The 16,087-nt window shown below is 68.6% G+C and carries 12 protein-coding genes; 5 read left to right on the forward strand and 7 right to left on the reverse strand.

The annotated features are described in order from the left end of the window. Positions 1-15 precede the first annotated feature (15 nt). Both allB and CA982_RS10760 read left to right on the forward strand, forming a co-directional pair. Entirely contained in the window at positions 16-1,434 is a 1,419-nt protein-coding gene (gene allB, locus CA982_RS10755; protein ID WP_086535322.1) for an allantoinase AllB, read from the forward strand. Positions 1,435-1,462: 28 nt separating this feature from the next. Next, positions 1,463-3,811, forward strand: a complete 2,349-nt coding sequence (locus CA982_RS10760) for a helicase-associated domain-containing protein (RefSeq protein ID WP_086535323.1) — start codon at positions 1,463-1,465, stop codon at positions 3,809-3,811. Between the two features lie 19 nt (positions 3,812-3,830). Here the strand turns inward: CA982_RS10760 and CA982_RS10765 are convergent, their stop codons facing one another. After that, positions 3,831-4,751, reverse strand: coding sequence for an alpha/beta fold hydrolase (locus CA982_RS10765; protein ID WP_341865030.1), 921 nt, complete (start codon positions 4,749-4,751; stop codon positions 3,831-3,833). 69 nt (positions 4,752-4,820) lie between these two features. On the opposite strand from CA982_RS10765, the gene CA982_RS10770 reads away from it, so the two are divergent. After that, positions 4,821-5,753, forward strand: a complete 933-nt coding sequence (locus CA982_RS10770) for an oxygenase MpaB family protein (RefSeq protein ID WP_086535324.1) — start codon at positions 4,821-4,823, stop codon at positions 5,751-5,753. Positions 5,754-5,828: 75 nt separating this feature from the next. Then, a complete protein-coding gene (locus tag CA982_RS10775) occupies positions 5,829-7,499 on the forward strand; it encodes a DNA repair helicase XPB (protein WP_341865031.1) in 1,671 nt (556 codons plus the stop codon). A 40-nt stretch (positions 7,500-7,539) separates the two neighbouring features. Here CA982_RS10775 and CA982_RS10780 read toward each other — a convergent pair whose 3' ends face one another. Continuing rightward, on the reverse strand, positions 7,540-9,195 hold the full coding sequence (locus tag CA982_RS10780) for a serine/threonine-protein kinase (RefSeq protein WP_086535326.1): 1,656 nt from the start codon (positions 9,193-9,195) through the stop codon (positions 7,540-7,542). A 97-nt stretch (positions 9,196-9,292) separates the two neighbouring features. Between CA982_RS10780 and CA982_RS10785 the strand changes: the two genes are divergently transcribed. Continuing rightward, complete coding sequence (locus CA982_RS10785) at positions 9,293-10,459, forward strand: pyridoxal phosphate-dependent aminotransferase (RefSeq protein WP_086535327.1); 1,167 nt, start codon at positions 9,293-9,295, stop codon at positions 10,457-10,459. Between the two features lie 427 nt (positions 10,460-10,886). Here CA982_RS10785 and CA982_RS10790 read toward each other — a convergent pair whose 3' ends face one another. The 5 genes from CA982_RS10790 to CA982_RS10810 form a co-directional block, all read right to left on the reverse strand. Then, positions 10,887-11,870, reverse strand: coding sequence for an LLM class F420-dependent oxidoreductase (locus CA982_RS10790; protein WP_086535328.1), 984 nt, complete (start codon positions 11,868-11,870; stop codon positions 10,887-10,889). 32 nt (positions 11,871-11,902) lie between these two features. Next, the gene (locus CA982_RS10795) at positions 11,903-12,571 is read right to left on the reverse strand and encodes a GntR family transcriptional regulator (protein ID WP_086535329.1); all 669 of its coding nucleotides are present in this window, start codon (positions 12,569-12,571) and stop codon (positions 11,903-11,905) included. Between the two features lie 93 nt (positions 12,572-12,664). Beyond that, a complete protein-coding gene (locus CA982_RS10800) occupies positions 12,665-13,651 on the reverse strand; it encodes a transketolase family protein (RefSeq protein ID WP_086535330.1) in 987 nt (328 codons plus the stop codon). Position 13,652: 1 nt separating this feature from the next. Then, positions 13,653-14,549, reverse strand: coding sequence for a transketolase (locus CA982_RS10805; protein ID WP_086535331.1), 897 nt, complete (start codon positions 14,547-14,549; stop codon positions 13,653-13,655). After that, positions 14,546-15,940, reverse strand: coding sequence for an MFS transporter (locus CA982_RS10810; RefSeq protein WP_086535332.1), 1,395 nt, complete (start codon positions 15,938-15,940; stop codon positions 14,546-14,548). The genes CA982_RS10805 and CA982_RS10810 overlap by 4 nt, the downstream gene beginning before the upstream one ends. Positions 15,941-16,087: the final 147 nt, after the last annotated feature.

A 16,087-nucleotide genomic window follows, 5' to 3' on the forward strand; every position in this document is an offset into this window, starting at 1 on the left:
AAGGAGTCCCGCCCCATGACCGCAGCACCCGGTGCCCCGGCCCCCCTTCCCGACACGACCGACACCGACACCGCGGCAGCCGGCCCGGACGCGTCCGACGCGCCGTTCGACCTGGTCGTCCGGGGTGAACAGACGCTGACCACCGCCGGCATCGTGGCGCGCGAGATCGGCATCCGGGACGGCCGGGTCGTCGCCATCGAACCGCTCGGAAGCGGACTGGTGGGCGCCGAGGTCATCGAGCTGGCCGACGATCAGGTGATGATCCCCGGACTGGTGGACACCCACGTCCATGTCAACGAGCCCGGCCGCACCGAATGGGAGGGGTTCGACTCGGCCACCCGTGCGGCCGCGGCCGGTGGCGTCACCACCCTCATCGACATGCCGCTCAATTCGATCCCGCCGACCGTGAACGTCGACGCGCTGGCCGAGAAGCGGGCTGCGGCGCAGGGGAAGACGCACATCGATGTCGGTTTCTGGGGTGGCGCGATCCCCGGTAACGAGGACGACCTGCGCGGCCTGCACGACGCGGGTGTGTTCGGGTTCAAGTGCTTCCTGCTGCACTCGGGTGTGGACGAGTTCCCGCACCTGACCGCCGACGAGATGGAAGCCGACATGGCCAAGCTCGCCGAGTTCGACTCGCTGATGATCGTCCACGCCGAGGACTCCCGCGCCATCGACAAGGCACCCTCCCCCGAGGGCGACGAGTACACCCGCTTCCTCGCGTCGCGCCCGCGCGGCGCCGAGAACCTGGCGATCGCGGAGGTGATCGAGCGCGCACGCTGGACCGGGGTCCGCGCCCACGTGCTGCACCTGTCGTCGTCGGACGCCCTGCCGATGCTGGCCAGCGCCAAGCGCGACGGTGTGAAGATCACCGTGGAGACCTGCCCGCACTACCTCACCCTGCTGGCCGAGGAGGTGCCCAACGGAGCGACTGCCTTCAAGTGCTGCCCGCCCATCCGCGAGGCAGGCAACCGTGAATTGCTGTGGGAGGGACTGCTGGCCGGCACGATCGACTGCATCGTCTCCGACCACTCGCCGTCGACCGTCGACCTCAAGGATCCCGAGAACGGTGACTTCGGGGTCGCCTGGGGCGGCGTGGCGTCGTTGCAGCTGGGGCTCTCGCTCATCTGGTCGGAGGCCAAGAAGCGCGGCATCGACCTCCCGCAGGTCATCGAATGGATGGCGTCGAAGCCCGCCGACCTCGCCGGCCTGCCGACCAAGGGCCGCATCGCACTCGGCTGCGACGCCGACTTCGCGATCTTCGAACCGGAATCCGCGCAGATCGTCGACGTCAACCGTCTCCACCACAAGAATCCGGTGAGTCCGTACGACGGTCGCGCGCTCGCCGGCGTCGTCAAGGGCACCTGGGTTCGCGGACAGCGGGTGGACTTCGAGACCGCGCGGGGCCGCATGCTCCGCCGCGGCGACGTCTGAGCCGAGGACTCCCAGTAAGCTCGATCGAATGAGTTCGGATGACCAGCACACCGGCCTGGCCGATGAGTTGGCCGCGCGATCCGACGACTCGCTGACCGAGCTCCTCCTCGAACGTCCGGACCTCGCGTCACCGACACCGTCGGGCACCCGTGTACTCGCGCAGCGGGCGTTGTCGGCGGCGTCGCTGTCCCTGGCGGGCGAGGACCTCGACGTCCTCGCCGTCGCGGTCCTCGAGGAGGTCACCGCGCGCCACGGCCGGAGCTCGAAGAAGACGAGACGCCCGTCGGTCGCGACAGTTGTCAAGGCCTTGTCCGGGCGAGCCGACGCCGACGCCGTGCGGGCGCGGATCGATCTTCTCCGACGCCGGGCGGTCCTCTGGGGTGAGGACTCGTCCCTGTGCGCGGGCGAGCACGTCGAATCCGCGATGCCTTGGAAGGCCAGGCACCTCACCGGGCCGCTCGTCGGCCGGTCCGGGGAGGAGATCGCCGCGATGATCGCGGGTCTCGACGAGCGTCCGCTCGGCCTGCTGCAGACCCTGGCACGCGGCCCCGCTCTGGGCCGGAGTCGCGACGCGGCACCGGACGCCGATCCGGAATCCCCGGTCGCACGCCTGATCTCGTCGGGATTGCTGGCCCGTGTCGACAACCAGACGGTCGAGCTCCCGCCGATGGTGGGCGCCGTGCTCCGCGACGAGCCGGCCTGGCACACAGAGGTTCTCGCGCCGCCACCGCTGCACGATCCCGGCGCGAAGCCGCGATTCGGGGCCAAGGCGGTCGATGCCGCGGCGGGCGGCGAGGCACTCGAGCTCATCCGTCATCTCACCCAGCTGATCACGGTTCTCGGGGCGACACCGGCGGCGGTACTGCGTTCCGGGGCGCTCGGAGTCCGCGAGCTGCGGCGTCTGGCGAAGCTGACCGGCCTCGAGACACAGCGGGTCGCGTTCCTCGTCGAACTCGCCGCGTATCTGCGGCTCATCGACGCGGGATTTCCCGAACCCGCACCGCCCAACGATTCGGGCGAGCAGTCGTTCGCGCCCACCTCCACCGCCGACACCTGGCTGCACCAGCCGCGCGAGCGTCAGTGGCTCGCGCTGGCCGATGCATGGCTGCACATGCCACGCCGCGCGTGGCAGGTCGGTGAACCCGATCGGGACGGCAACGCGCTGCCCACACTGGCCGCCGACCTGCACGACGCCTACGCCCCGGTGCAGCGGCAGCTGATCCTGTCCACACTCGCCCACGCAGGCACCGCGGTGGGCGTGCCCGCCGACACCGTCCTCGCCAACCTGCACTGGCACCGACCCCGACAGATCCGCCGTTTCAGTCGCCGCGTCGTCGCCGAAACACTCCGTGAGGCACGGGAGTTGGGTCTCGTCGCGCACGACGCCCTGACCACCGTCGGCCGCGCGTACACCGTCGAGGAGTCACCGGAGACCGACCCGGCCGACGTCGACGCGGCGGTGCTCGCCGCGATGCGCAAGGCGCTGCCCGAACCGGTGGACCACTTCCTCACGCAGGCCGACCTGACGCTGACCGTCCCCGGCCCGATGACCTCGGAACTGGCCGAACAGGTCGAGCTCGTCGCCGACCTCGAGTCGGGCGGTGCGGCGTCGGTCTATCGGGTCTCGCCCGAGAGCGTGCGCCGGGCACTGGACGCGGGCCGCAGCAGCAACGAACTGTTGTCGATGTTCACGACACATTCGAGAACCCCGGTGCCGCAATCACTCACATATCTGATCGAGGACGTGGCTCGCAGACACGGCCAGTTGCGGGTGGGCGTGGCGTCGGCGTTCATCCGCTGTGAGGACCCGACGGTGCTGGCCGCGGTGTTGCGCAGTGCGGCCGCCGAACCGCTCGCCCTCCGCGCGCTGGCGCCGACGGTCGCGGTCTCGCCGTCGGAGGTGCGCGACGTCATCGACCAGCTGCGGGCAGCGGGATTCTCGCCCGCGGGCGAGGATTCGTCGGGCGCCCTGGTCGATTTGCGTGAACGCGGCAGCCGGGTCACGGTGTCGCGGGCACGGCGACAGGCCCAGCCACGCCGGAACGCGCCGTCGGAGGCACAACTACGGTCGGTGGTCACCCGCATCCGCTCGACCGACCGGGCGGCGGCCGCCAACCCGGTTCGCGGTGCGGCCACGACGACCCCGGTCCGGGCCACCGGCGGAGGCGAGTCCGCCACCGCGCTCATCCAGCTCGCCCTGCGCGCCAACCGCAGGCTGCGCGTGGGGTACGTCGACGCGCAGGGCTCGGCGAGCCGGCACGTGGTGACGCCGAAGATCCTCGGCGCGGGTCAGCTCGTGGCGGTCGAGGAGGGCAGCGACGACGAGCAGCGGTTCTCGCTGCATCGTCTGACCAGCGTCGAACTCCTGGACGCCTGACGACCCGTACCCAGGGCGGTCAGGCGAGATGCTCGTCGCTCGAGTCCCCGGGGAGCCAGCGATCGAGGACCTCGCGGACTCGCTGCCCGGCTTCCACCGGCGTGAGGTGGCCGGCGCCGTCCACGATGGTCACGGGTGCGTGTCCGGGTAGCAACTCCTGCAGACCCGCGGCCTGCTCCACCGGAATCCACGGGTCCTCGCGGCCCCACCCGATCGCGACGTCGCACCGCACCGCATGCAGCCGTTCGACAATGGGTTCCGTGTGCGCGGGTTCGAGCGCGGCGATCTGTCGATAGAAGGCGGCCTGGCCGAGCCCCGTCGTCCACGGTCGACTCAATCTGTCCAGCCAACCCGGCGACAGACCGTGGTTGGCTGCCCCGGCGATGTACTCCCGCACCAGCGCCGAATGCAGTTCCGCGGGTAGCCGTCCGAACACCTCGGCATGTTCGGCGACGAGACGGAAGAACGGCGAGCCCCAGGGGTGCAGTGTGACGACGTCCCACAGGGCCAGACTGGCGAACTCCGCGGAGTGGAGTAGATGAGCACCCAGCGCGACTCCACCTCCGATGTCGTGTGCGACGACGTGCGGACGGCCCAGGTTCCAATAGGACAGCAACGCCGCGAGTCGCCGCATCTGAGCGGGTAACCCGAGATCCGTTGTGAGACTGCGCATCGACTGCCCGTATCCAGGCATGTCCCAGAGAAAAACGCGATACCGACGACTCAGGTGGGTGGCGATCTCAGCCCATACCGCGGACGACCAGGGAGTTCCATGGCAGAACACGATATCGCCTGCGGGCGAACCATTTTCGGGACCAAAGACGTACGTCGCAACGGTCGTCCCGTCCACATCGACGAAGTCGGGTTCCGGTAGTGACCGTTCGACGCGCACGGGGGGCATCGCCTGTCGATCGCCTGCGGGGTTCGCTTCGGTGTCCATGGCGTGGGAAGTATACGACGGCACTAGAGACGTACTGTGACAGACGTCTCATCCTTGGTAGGCTCGGGTATGAGCGCGGCACCCGAACTCCCCGCACGAGAGCTCCCCGGCGGCCCCGTCCCGGACGCCTATCAGCACGCCCTGGTCGCGCGGATGAAACCCGCGCGCAGGCGTCGCCGGGTGACTCGACCGGCGGACCTGGTCACCGCCATCGGGCCTTCCCTCGCCGGCGCCAATGTGATCATGCAGCTCGCCAATCCGAAGGTCGGCTACGGCGTCCACGAGAGCCGGGTGCCGTCGGGCAATGCGATCAAGCGACCCATCAAACGCGGCCGTACCACCGGGACGTTCCTCGCCGTCGCGTTGATGGGCACCGACGAGGACAAGGCCTACATCCACGAGGCCGTCGGTCGCGTCCACGACCAGGTCTACTCGACGCGGACGAGTCCCGTCCGTTACAGCGCGAACGACTCGCGTCTGCAGCTGTGGGTCGCGGTGTGTCTGCTCAAGTACTTCATCGACCAGTACGAACTGCTCTACGGCCCCCTGAGCGCCGAGGAGAAGCAGATGGTGCTCACCGAGGCGCATCCGCTGGGCACCGCGCTCAACGTGCCGCGCGACAAGTGGCCGTCCACCTACGAGGATCTGCTCGTCTACTGGAACGCCGAGCTCGCCGCGCTGCGCATCGACGACCCGGTCCGCGACGAACTCCGCAGCCTCGCCGACCTGTCCTTCCTAGAGTACCGCGTCGGGCCGCTCGGAACCCTCGCGCACCTCACGATCGGACCGTCACTCGCCTACGCGATCAAGGCGGGGCTGCCCCCGGAGTTCCGACAGATGATGCGGTGGCGGTGGACCGAACGCGACGAGCGGCGCTACCAGCGGGCTCTCGCCGGCTTCCGGGTCGTCGACCCCCTGGTGGCGCCCGTGCTGCGCGGGATCTTCCGCCTCAACCTGGTGGATCTGCGGGTCCGACGCAGGCTCGGCATCCCGGTTTTCTAGGCTCCGCGAGGTCTCGCGCGTCACAGAGCAGGCCCGACGCTGACAATCGTCGGTGCTTTCTGGACAATGGAGCGGGTGACCGATGGACCCCTGATCGTGCAATCCGACAAGACGCTGCTGCTCGAGGTGGATCACCCCGACGCCGCGGCGGCGCGCGCGGCGATCGCACCCTTCGCCGAACTCGAACGTGCCCCCGAGCACGTCCACACCTACCGGGTCACCCCGCTCGCGTTGTGGAACGCCCGAGCCGCAGGTCACGACGCCGAACAGGTGGTCGACGCGCTCGTGACGTACTCGCGTTACGCGGTGCCCCAGCCGCTGCTGATGGACGTCGTGGACACGATGGGCCGGTTCGGCCGGCTGCAGCTGGTGAAGCATCCGGCCCACGGCCTGACCCTCGTCAGTCTCGACCAGGCCGTCCTCGTCGAGGTGATGCGCAACAAGAAGGTCGCACCGATGCTGGGTGCGCGCATCGATGACGACACCGTCATCGTGCATCCCTCCGAGCGCGGCCGCCTCAAGCAGGTGCTGCTGAAGGTCGGCTGGCCCGCCGAGGACCTGGCGGGGTACGTCGACGGTGAGGCGCACGCCATCGAGCTCGCTCAGGACGACTGGCAGTTGCGCGACTACCAGGAGATGGCGGCCGACTCGTTCTGGGCCGGCGGTTCGGGCGTGGTCGTGCTCCCCTGTGGTGCCGGGAAGACGATGGTCGGGGCGGCGGCGATGGCCAAGGCCGGTGCGACGACCCTGATCCTGGTGACCAACACGGTCGCCGGGCGTCAGTGGAAGCGCGAGCTCATCGCGCGCACCTCCCTCACCGAGGAGGAGATCGGCGAGTACTCGGGTGAGCGCAAGGAGATCCGGCCGGTCACGATCGCGACGTACCAGGTGATGACGCGCAAGTCGAAGGGCGAGTACCGCAATCTCGACCTGTTCGATTCGCGCGACTGGGGTCTGATCATCTACGACGAGGTCCACCTGCTCCCCGCCCCCGTCTTCCGGATGACGGCCGACCTGCAGTCGCGCCGTCGACTCGGCCTCACTGCGACCCTGGTCCGCGAGGACGGCCGCGAGGGCGACGTCTTCAGCCTCATCGGCCCCAAGCGATACGACGCGCCCTGGAAGGACATCGAGGCACAGGGCTGGATCGCCCCGGCCGACTGCGTCGAGGTCCGGGTGACCCTGACCGACGAGGAACGTCTGCAGTACGCGGTCGCCGAGCCCGAGGAGAAATACAAGCTCTGCTCGACGGCGCACACCAAGGTCAACGTGGTCAAGGCGATCCTCGACAAGCACCGGGGGCAGCAGACCCTGATCATCGGCGCCTACATTGATCAGCTCGAAGAACTCGGCCGCGAACTCGATTCCCCGGTGATCCAGGGCTCGACCAAGAACAAGGAGCGCGAGGTGCTGTTCGACCGGTTCCGTTCCGGCGAGCTGCAGACCCTCGTGGTGTCGAAGGTGGCGAACTTCTCCATCGATCTCCCCGAGGCATCGGTCGCGGTGCAGGTGTCGGGAACCTTCGGCTCCCGCCAGGAGGAGGCACAGCGCCTCGGCCGGTTGCTGCGGCCCAAACGCGATGGCGGACAGGCACATTTCTACTCTGTGGTGTCCCGCGACACCCTCGACGCCGACTACGCTGCGCACCGCCAGCGGTTCCTCGCCGAGCAGGGTTACGCCTACCGCATCACCGACGCCGACGACCTCCTCGGTCCGACGATCGGTGACGCCACCTCCACGGACTGACCCCCCGCCCCTGAGGTGCGACGGCGACGAGCCTCGAGGGTCACGTCTCGATGAGGCAGTACCCGATCGACTCCGGTTCGGCGAAGACCCACTTGGTCTCGTCGCCGGAGCAGGTGACGGAGGCGTCCGACCGCGTGGTGACACGAGCGAGGACCGTCTGAGCCGTCGCGGAGCTCGCGCACGCGGCTTCCCGGTAGTCGGCGAGCGAACCACCCGATAGCGGGACGAGGTAGCAGAGTCCCTCGTAGAAGTTCGGTGTGAGACAGAGCTTCTCCGTGCTGTCCGGGAAGGTGAGCGTCGAGTTCTGCGGGCTCGCGCACGACGTCGACGCGGCGATCTTCGACGCGGCGTAGAAGTTCAGACCGGCTGAGCCACAGTCGACCTTCGAGGCGTTCACACTCGTCGACGACCCGGAATCGGTGGCGATCCCGACGCAGTCGCCGATCTGGACGTCTCCCGGCCCGTTGACCGGCGACGTCGAGGAGTCGGTGGTGCGCGGAGTGGAGGTGCCGGCGGCGGAGGTGGCGGTCTCCGGCCCGGCCGCCGTGGTCGAACGCGACGTCGAGGTGCCGCCCGCGGTCGGCGCACCGGACACCTGGGTCGCGACGTACACGACCCCGGCGGCGATCGCGAGGACGAGGATCACCGCGACCGAGCCCAGGACCATCAGCAACCCGGAACGCTTCGTGGGCGGGGGCGGCGGGGCCGGCGGATAGCCGCCCTGCGCGGGATACCCGCCGGGATACGACCCGGGTTGCGACTGGTACGGCGAATATGACGGTGGCCCTTGCGGATAGGTCGCGGGCACCGGTCCAGGTGACGGCGCGCGCACCGTCGGTTCCTTGGACAGCTGCGGGGCCGCGAGCGCGCCTTCGAGATCGGCGGCGAACTCACGGCAGGACCCGTACCGGCGGTCGGGCTCTTTCGACAGTGCGCGCCCGAACACCGCGTCGACGCTGCTCGAGATCCCCGGTCGCAGGGTCGACGGGCGCGGCGGCATCGACTGGAGGTGGCCGGCGATGATCGACGCGGTGCCGGCACCCTGGAACGGTGGCCGGCCGGTGAGGAGTTCGAAGACGGTCGCCGCGAGCGCGTACTGGTCCGCGCGCGCGTCCACCGGATCGCCGAGCAGTTGCTCGGGGGCGGCGTAGGCGACCGTCCCGAGGAAGACGTTCGTCGAGGTGAGATGACTGACATCCTGTTCGGACTTGGCGATCCCGAAGTCCGCGAGCAGAACTCGCGGCTCCGGGCCGCCCACGCCCTGCAGCAGGATGTTGGCCGGTTTGACGTCGCGATGCAGGAGTCCCGTCGCGTGCGCCCGGTCCAGCGCGGCGCCGACGGCGCGCACGATGGCGATCACCGTCGGGGTGTCGAGACCCCGCGGGTTCTGGCGCAGCAGTTTCAGCGCATCGATGCCGTCGATGTACTCCATCGCGATCCACAGGTGGCCGCCGTACTCGCCGGAGTTGAAGATCGTCACGATCGACGGATGGACGACGCTCGAGGCGTGCTCGGCCTCTTTGACGAAGCGCTGCCGGTACATCGGATCGCGGCTGAGATCGGCGGGCAGCACTTTCAGCGCCTCGTTCCGCGGCAGGTGCGGGTGTCTCGCGAGATAGATCTCGCCCATCCCGCCGCGGCCGACGAGTCGGATGATGGTGTAGCCGGCGAACTGCTCGCCGGGATTGCGCGGCATCGCTCCTCCTCGTCAATGTCGGCGACTGGGGTCAGTCTGTCACCCCCGCAGCGCCCACCGCGACCGTTGAAGGGAGGACCTGTGCCACTGTTGGAACATGTCATCCGCGAACCGGACAGTCGACCGCCTGCGTCCGTTCACCACGACGATCTTCGCCGAGATGTCGGCACTGGCGGTCGACCACGACGCCGTGAACCTGGGGCAGGGCTTCCCGGACACCGACGGGCCGGCGTCGATGCTCGACGCCGCGCGCCAGGCCATCACCGACGGCCGCAATCAGTATCCGCCGGGCATCGGGGTGCCGGAGTTGCGGCGCGCGGTCGCGCGTACGCAGCACGACCTGTACGGCCTGGACTACGACCCGGATCGCGAGGTGCTGATCACGGTCGGCGCTACCGAGGCGATCGCGGGTGCGGTCGTCGGCCTGGTGGAACCGGGTGACGAGGTCATCATGATCGAGCCGTACTACGACGCCTACGCGGCCACCGTGGCGATGGCCGGCGGCGTGCGGCGCGTCGTACCGCTGGTGCCCGACGGCGATGGCTTCCGCCTGGATCGTGAGCGTCTCGCCGCGGCCTTCGGACCGAAGACGTCGATGGTGCTGGTGAACAGCCCGCACAATCCGACGGGGACCGTCCTGTCGCGCGACGACCTCACCGAGATCGCCCGGCTGTGCGTCGAACACGACGTCGTCGCCGTCACCGACGAGGTTTACGAACATCTCGTCTTCGACGGACGGACCCACACACCGCTGGCGACGCTGCCGGGCATGCGGGCGCGGACGCTGCGGATCTCCAGCGCCGCGAAGACCTTCAACTGCACCGGCTGGAAAGTGGGCTGGGTGAGCGGACCGCCCGAACTCGTCTCCGCGACACGGACTGCGAAGCAGTACATGTCCTACGTCGGCTCCGGACCGTTCCAGCCCGCGGTCGCACACGCCCTGGAACACGAGATGGGGTGGGTACGCGAGTCGGCACTCGCACTGCAGGCCAAGCGCGATCGGATCTCGACCGCCTTGACCGATGCGGGGTTCGCCGTACACCGCAGCGAAGCAACGTATTTCGTCTGCGCAGACCCTCGGCCGCTCGGCGTCGACGACGGCATCGAGTTCTGCCGGTCACTGCCCGAACGCATCGGTGTCGCCGCGGTGCCGGTGAGTGTGTTCACCGACGACCGCGAACCCTGGCACCACCTGCTCCGGTTCGCCTTCGCCAAACGCGACGAGGTGATCGCCGAGGCCGCCGAGCGACTCCGCCGCCTGTGAGCATTCCCTGATCCGAAGGAACCGACCCCCTTGCTCCCCAATCCGAGAGAACCACACACCCACTGGTCCCTGATCCGAAAGAAGCGACCCCCAATTGCTCCCTGAGGTGCGAGGAGCGCAGCGACGAGCCTCGAAGGGTCAGCGCAGGACGGGGACCACCTGCTCCTCCACCAATGTGGAAAGTTCGTCCCCGTGAGCAACATCGAAGGGCAATATGCCCTTCGACCATGCTGAGGGGGACGAACTTTCAACCGTCAGCGGCGTCACCCCCGCTGGTTGAGCCGGCACCGAGCGCAGCCGCCGGGCCAAGCAAGCGACGAAGGCGCGCGTCGAGGTCGAGGAGCCGAGTCGAAGCCACCCGGTGACCTCGACGGGCTCGGCCGGCGGGCGGGCACTGGGGCTCGGCCAGCGGGCGGGGCAAAGCGGCTCAGCGCAACGCCGGGATCACCCTCTCCTCGAACAGTTCGAGATCCTCGCGGTCGACGGCGATGTTCGGGAAGTAGCAGATCCCGTAGGCCAGACCGGCGTCGGCGAGCCCGCGTAGGTTCTCCGCGACCTGCTCGGGCGTCCCGACCGCAGGCATGCCCCGGAATGCGCCCATACTGCCGGACGCCGCGTCGGGCCCGACGATCTTGCTCAGCCGGGCTTCGAGGTCGGCGAGTTTGCGCTCCACGTCGGCCTCGGTCTCGCCGAGCATGACGTTGTAGTTGGCCGAGCGGGTGATCGACTCGAAGTCGCGTCCGAGGTCGGCACAGTGGCGTTGCAGCACTTCTGATTTGTGCGCGAACCCGGCCGGCGTGCCGTCGAAGTTGGTGTAGTCGGCGTACTTCGCCGCGATCCGCAGGGTCTTCTTCTCCCCACCACCGGCGATCCACAGCGGCAGCCGGCCGGCCGTGGGCTGCGGGGCACAGATGGCGTCGTCGACGGTGTAGTGCGTGCCGTCGAGGGTCGCTCGCCCGGTTTCCCAGGCCTGCTTCATGATCTGTACTCCCTCGTCGAGCCGCGCCAGGCGCTCACCCGCCGACGGGAACCCGTATCCGTAGGCCCGCCACTCGTGTTCGTACCAGCCGCCACCGATGCCCATCTGCACTCGACCGCCCGAGATGAGGTCTGCGGTGGCCGCGACCTTCGCCAGGTACATCGGGTTGCGGTAGCTCATCGCGGTGCACATCTGGCCGATCTCGACGCGGCTGGTGGTGGCAGCGAGCGCGGCCACCAGCGTCCAGGCCTCGTGGGTCGCCTCATCTGTCGGCAGCGGCACGGTGTGGAAGTGGTCGTACACCCAGACCGAGTCCCACCCGCCCGACTCGGCACGGTCGGCGACCGACGACATCACCCCCCACTGGTCCGCGGGTGCCACACCCACGAGATCGAGACGCCAGCCCTGCGGAATGAAGAGTCCGAATCGCATGGGGTCCAACTTACGGGACGCGGCCGGACGCGTCAGACAGCTGTGGCGATGAGGTTGTCGGCCGCCCAGTTGAGATGCGCGACAACGGCATCCCGAGCCGCACCCGGATCGCCGGCGGCGATGGCGTCGATGATGACCGAGTGGCGGGCGACGTCCATGTTGCCGACGGCTCGTTCGGTGCCCGCATACATGATCGACATGCGGATCGAACCCTCCAGGGAGGTCCACGAGTGCACGAGGGTGTCGTTGCCGGTGAGCCGGCAGAGCGCGCGGTGGAAGTCCAGATCGGCTTCGATGCGATCGTCGAGCCGTTCGGTGCCGGCGTTCGCCATCCGCGCCAGGGTGTCCCGCAGTTCGGTGACGAGGGCGTCCCGGTCGGGTTGCGCGGCCAGTTCGGACGCGGCGAGCGACTCGAGGGCACCGCGCACCGCGAAGATGTCGCGGATCTCCTTCTGATCGAGACTGCGCACCGAGAGCCGGCCCCGCGCCCCCGAGACCACCAGTCCCTCCTGCTGCAGTTGGCGCATCGCTTCACGAAGTGTCCCGCGGCTGATACCCAGACGCTCGGACAGCTCGGTTTCGACGAGAGCACTGCGGGGGCGGAGCTCGCCGCTGGTGATGGCGGTGCGCAAGGCCGCGACGGCCTGCTCGCGCAGGTTCGTTCGCTGTAGACCCAGCAACGCGCCCTTCTGGTCCGCCATCACGTCCTCCTGTCGACAACAATGATGTTGACTGCTGTTTGTTGACAAGAGTGTACGTGCACGGCGCCACCAGAAGGGCGGGCGCGGGCGCCGTCAGAGTTCGGCGAGGACCCGGGACTCGATGCTGTCGGTGGACAAGCCGTACCGGTGATGCAGGGTCGGCAGCGCGCCGGCATCGAGGAACTCGTCGGGCAACGCGATGGCACCGATCCGGACGCCGAGTCCGCGTTCGACCACCGCCGCGGCCACGGTCTCGAACAAGCCCCCGACCCGGGTGTGGTTCTCCAGCGTGTAGGCCCGCCGCCCCTTCGCGAGTTCCGCGAGAACGGTGTCGGAGTCGAACGGCTTGATGGTCGGTGTGTGGACCACGCTCACGTCGACGTTGTGCCGCTCGAGCCGCTCGGCCGCCTGCAGTGCACGCATGGTCATCAAGCCGGAGGAGATGAACACGACGTCGTTGCCGGGGCGCAGCACCTTCGCCTTGCCGAGTTCGAAGGTGTAGTCGTACTCGTCGAGGACGGTTGCCACCTTGCCGCGCAGCAGACGCAGATACGACGGTCCGGGCGCCGCCGCCAGTTGCGGCACGGCCTGTTCCAGGTCGACCGAGTCGCAGGGGTCGACGATGGTCAGGTTCGGCATGCCACGGAAGATCGCCATGTCCTCGGTCGCCTGGTGGCTCGGACCGTAACCGGTGGTGAGCCCGGGTAGCCCGCCGACGATGTTGACGTTCAGGTTCGGCTCGGCGATGTCGAGGCACAAGAAGTCGTAGGCGCGACGCGCGGCGAAGACCGAATAGGTCGACGCGAACGGGACCAGGCCGGTCTCGGCCATGCCGGCCGCGGCGCCGAACAGGAGCTGCTCGGCCATCCCCATCTGGAAGAACCGGTCGGGCATCGCCTGCGCGAGGATGTGCATGTCGGTGTATTTGGCGAGATCGGCGCTGAGGCCGACGATCCGCGGATCGGCTTCCGCGGCACGCACGAGTGCGTGGCCGAACGGTGCCGCCACGGTTCGCTGACCGGGGTCGACGAACGAGGCGATCATCGCCGAGGTCTTGAGTTTCGGTGCGGTGGTGGTCATGTCAGGCCTTCATGCTGTTCGGTGTGAAGCGTTCGGTGAGCTGGTCGCGGCAGATCTGCCACTCGTGGTCCTCGATCCGCATGAAGTGCGCCTTCTCGCGTTCCTCGAGGATCGTCGCGCCGTAGCCGACCTTGGTGTCGCAGATGACGATCGACGGCGCCCCCCGTGGAGTCGCCCGGGACGTCACGTCGTCGAAGGCCTCCAGGAGCGCCGCCGGATCGTTCCCGTCGACGCGCCGCACATACCACCCGGCCGCCACCCACTTCTGCTCGACGGGTTCGATGTTCAGGACTCCGGCGGTCGGGCCGTCGGCCTGCAGCGCGTTCATGTCGACCATGGCGATCAGGTTGCCCAGCTGGTGGTGGTGAGCCCCCATGGCGGCCTCCCACGTCGAGCCCTCGTCGAGTTCGCCGTCGGACAGGAAGTTGAAGATGCGGGACCCGGAACCCTGATGACGCAATCCGAGCGCCATCCCGACCGCGACTGTGAGTCCGTGGCCCAGCGAACCGCCGGAGATCTCCATTCCCGGTGTGTACGAGGCCATCCCGGACATCGGCAGCCGGGAATCGTCCGCCGCGTAGGTGAGCAGCTCCTCGGTCTCGAGGATGCCCGCTGCCGCCAGTGCGGCGTACAGGCCGATGGCGTAGTGCCCGGTCGACAGCAGGAAGCGGTCTCGTTCGGCCCATTCCGGGTCGTCGGCTCGGTGATTCAGGTGACCGGCGTAGACGGCGGCGAAGATGTCGGCGGCACCGAGCGCCTGGCCGACATACCCCTGCCCCTGGACCTCACCCATGTCGATGACATGGTGGCGCATCCGGTAGGCGAAGTCGGTGATCGCCGCCAGGCGGTCGGCGGAGTCGATGTCGACGGCGGTCGTGGTGGTGGAGGTGAGGCTCACAGCAGTTCCTTGGTGGGATGAGAGACGACAGGGCGGCCGGCGACGACATCGTGCTCGCCCGAGTCGCAGTGCGCGTCGGCGAGGTGCGCGTCGGCGACGAGGCGGCGCTGTTCGGGCCCCCACGTCTCGCGCGTCAACAGTGCGGAGACGAGCCCGATCGCGGCGTAGGTCGCGAACAGCAGAGCGGGTCCGACCCAGCCGAGCCAGATGAAGAGCAGAGTGGTGATGAAGGGCGTGAATCCGGAGACCATCGCCGAGATCTGGTATGCCAGTGAGGCTCCCGACGCACGCCGCGCGGCGTCGAACAGCTCGGGGAACCACGCGCCCTGCGCACCGGCCAAGGCGTTCTGGCAGACGGCGTAGGACAGGACGATGGTTGCCCCGATGAACAGCATCAGGCCCGTGTTGACCAGCAGGAACATCGGTATGGCGAACAGCACCGCGAAGGCGCACACCCCGATGTAGACGGGACGCCGGCCGATCTTGTCGGTGAGGGTGGCCCAGCCGACCGTCGCGAACACACCGATCGCCGATGCGATACACAAGGCCGTGAGCGTCTCGCTCTTGGTCGCCAGGTCCTCGCTGTGCAGGTACGAGATCATGTAGGTGATCGACACGGCGTAGCCGGCGGTCTCGGCGATCCGGAGTCCGATGCCGCGCAGGATGTCTCGCCAATCGTGCTTGATCGACTCGAGCACCGGGGACTTCTCGACCCGACCGGATTCCTTGACCTCGTCGAAGACGGGGGACTCGGGGACCTTCGCGCGGATGATCAGTCCGACGGCGACCAGCACGATGCTGGCCAGGAACGGCACCCGCCAGGCCCAGTCGCCGCCGAGGTGAACGCTGCCGAGGAACACCAGGTTGGCCAGCAACAGACCCACCGGGAACCCGGCCTGCACGATGCCGGTGTACCTCCCCTTCGACCGCCAGGGCGCGTGTTCGTAACTCATCAGGATCGCGCCACCCCATTCGGCACCGAAGGCGAGACCCTGCACGATCCGCACGATGACCAGGAGGATCGGCGCGATCACGCCGACCTGGGCGTAGGTGGGGAGCAGGCCGATGACGAAGGTCGCCAGGCCCATCACGATCAGCGAGGCGACCAGGACGGGCTTGCGGCCGACCCGGTCACCGAGGTGTCCGCCGATGATGCCGCCGATCGGACGCGCGGCGAACCCCACGCCCAGTGTGGCGAACGCGGCGAGCGTACCGGCCACCGAACTCTGTCCGGGGAAGAACGCGGTGCCGAAGTACAGGGCCGCCGCCGTACCGAAACCGATGAAGTCGTAGGTCTCGATCACGGCGCCGACCGAGGAGCCGACGGCAACGCGACGAGCGTCCGGCGTGCCCTCGATCGGGCCGCGCATCTGGAGTGCTGCTGTCGTCATCGCGCACCCCTCCTTCGAGTAGATGGGTCAAGTTTCTCAGTGAGCGTTGGGCCTCAACAACCACGAGTGTGACCCGACACACTTTCATTGTCAACAGTCAACGGTTGGCGGTTGACTGTTCGTTCGTCGACGCATACTGTGGGCCGC

The sequence above is a fragment of the Gordonia lacunae genome, assembly GCF_002149015.1.
GTDB classification, from domain to species: domain Bacteria; phylum Actinomycetota; class Actinomycetes; order Mycobacteriales; family Mycobacteriaceae; genus Gordonia; species Gordonia lacunae.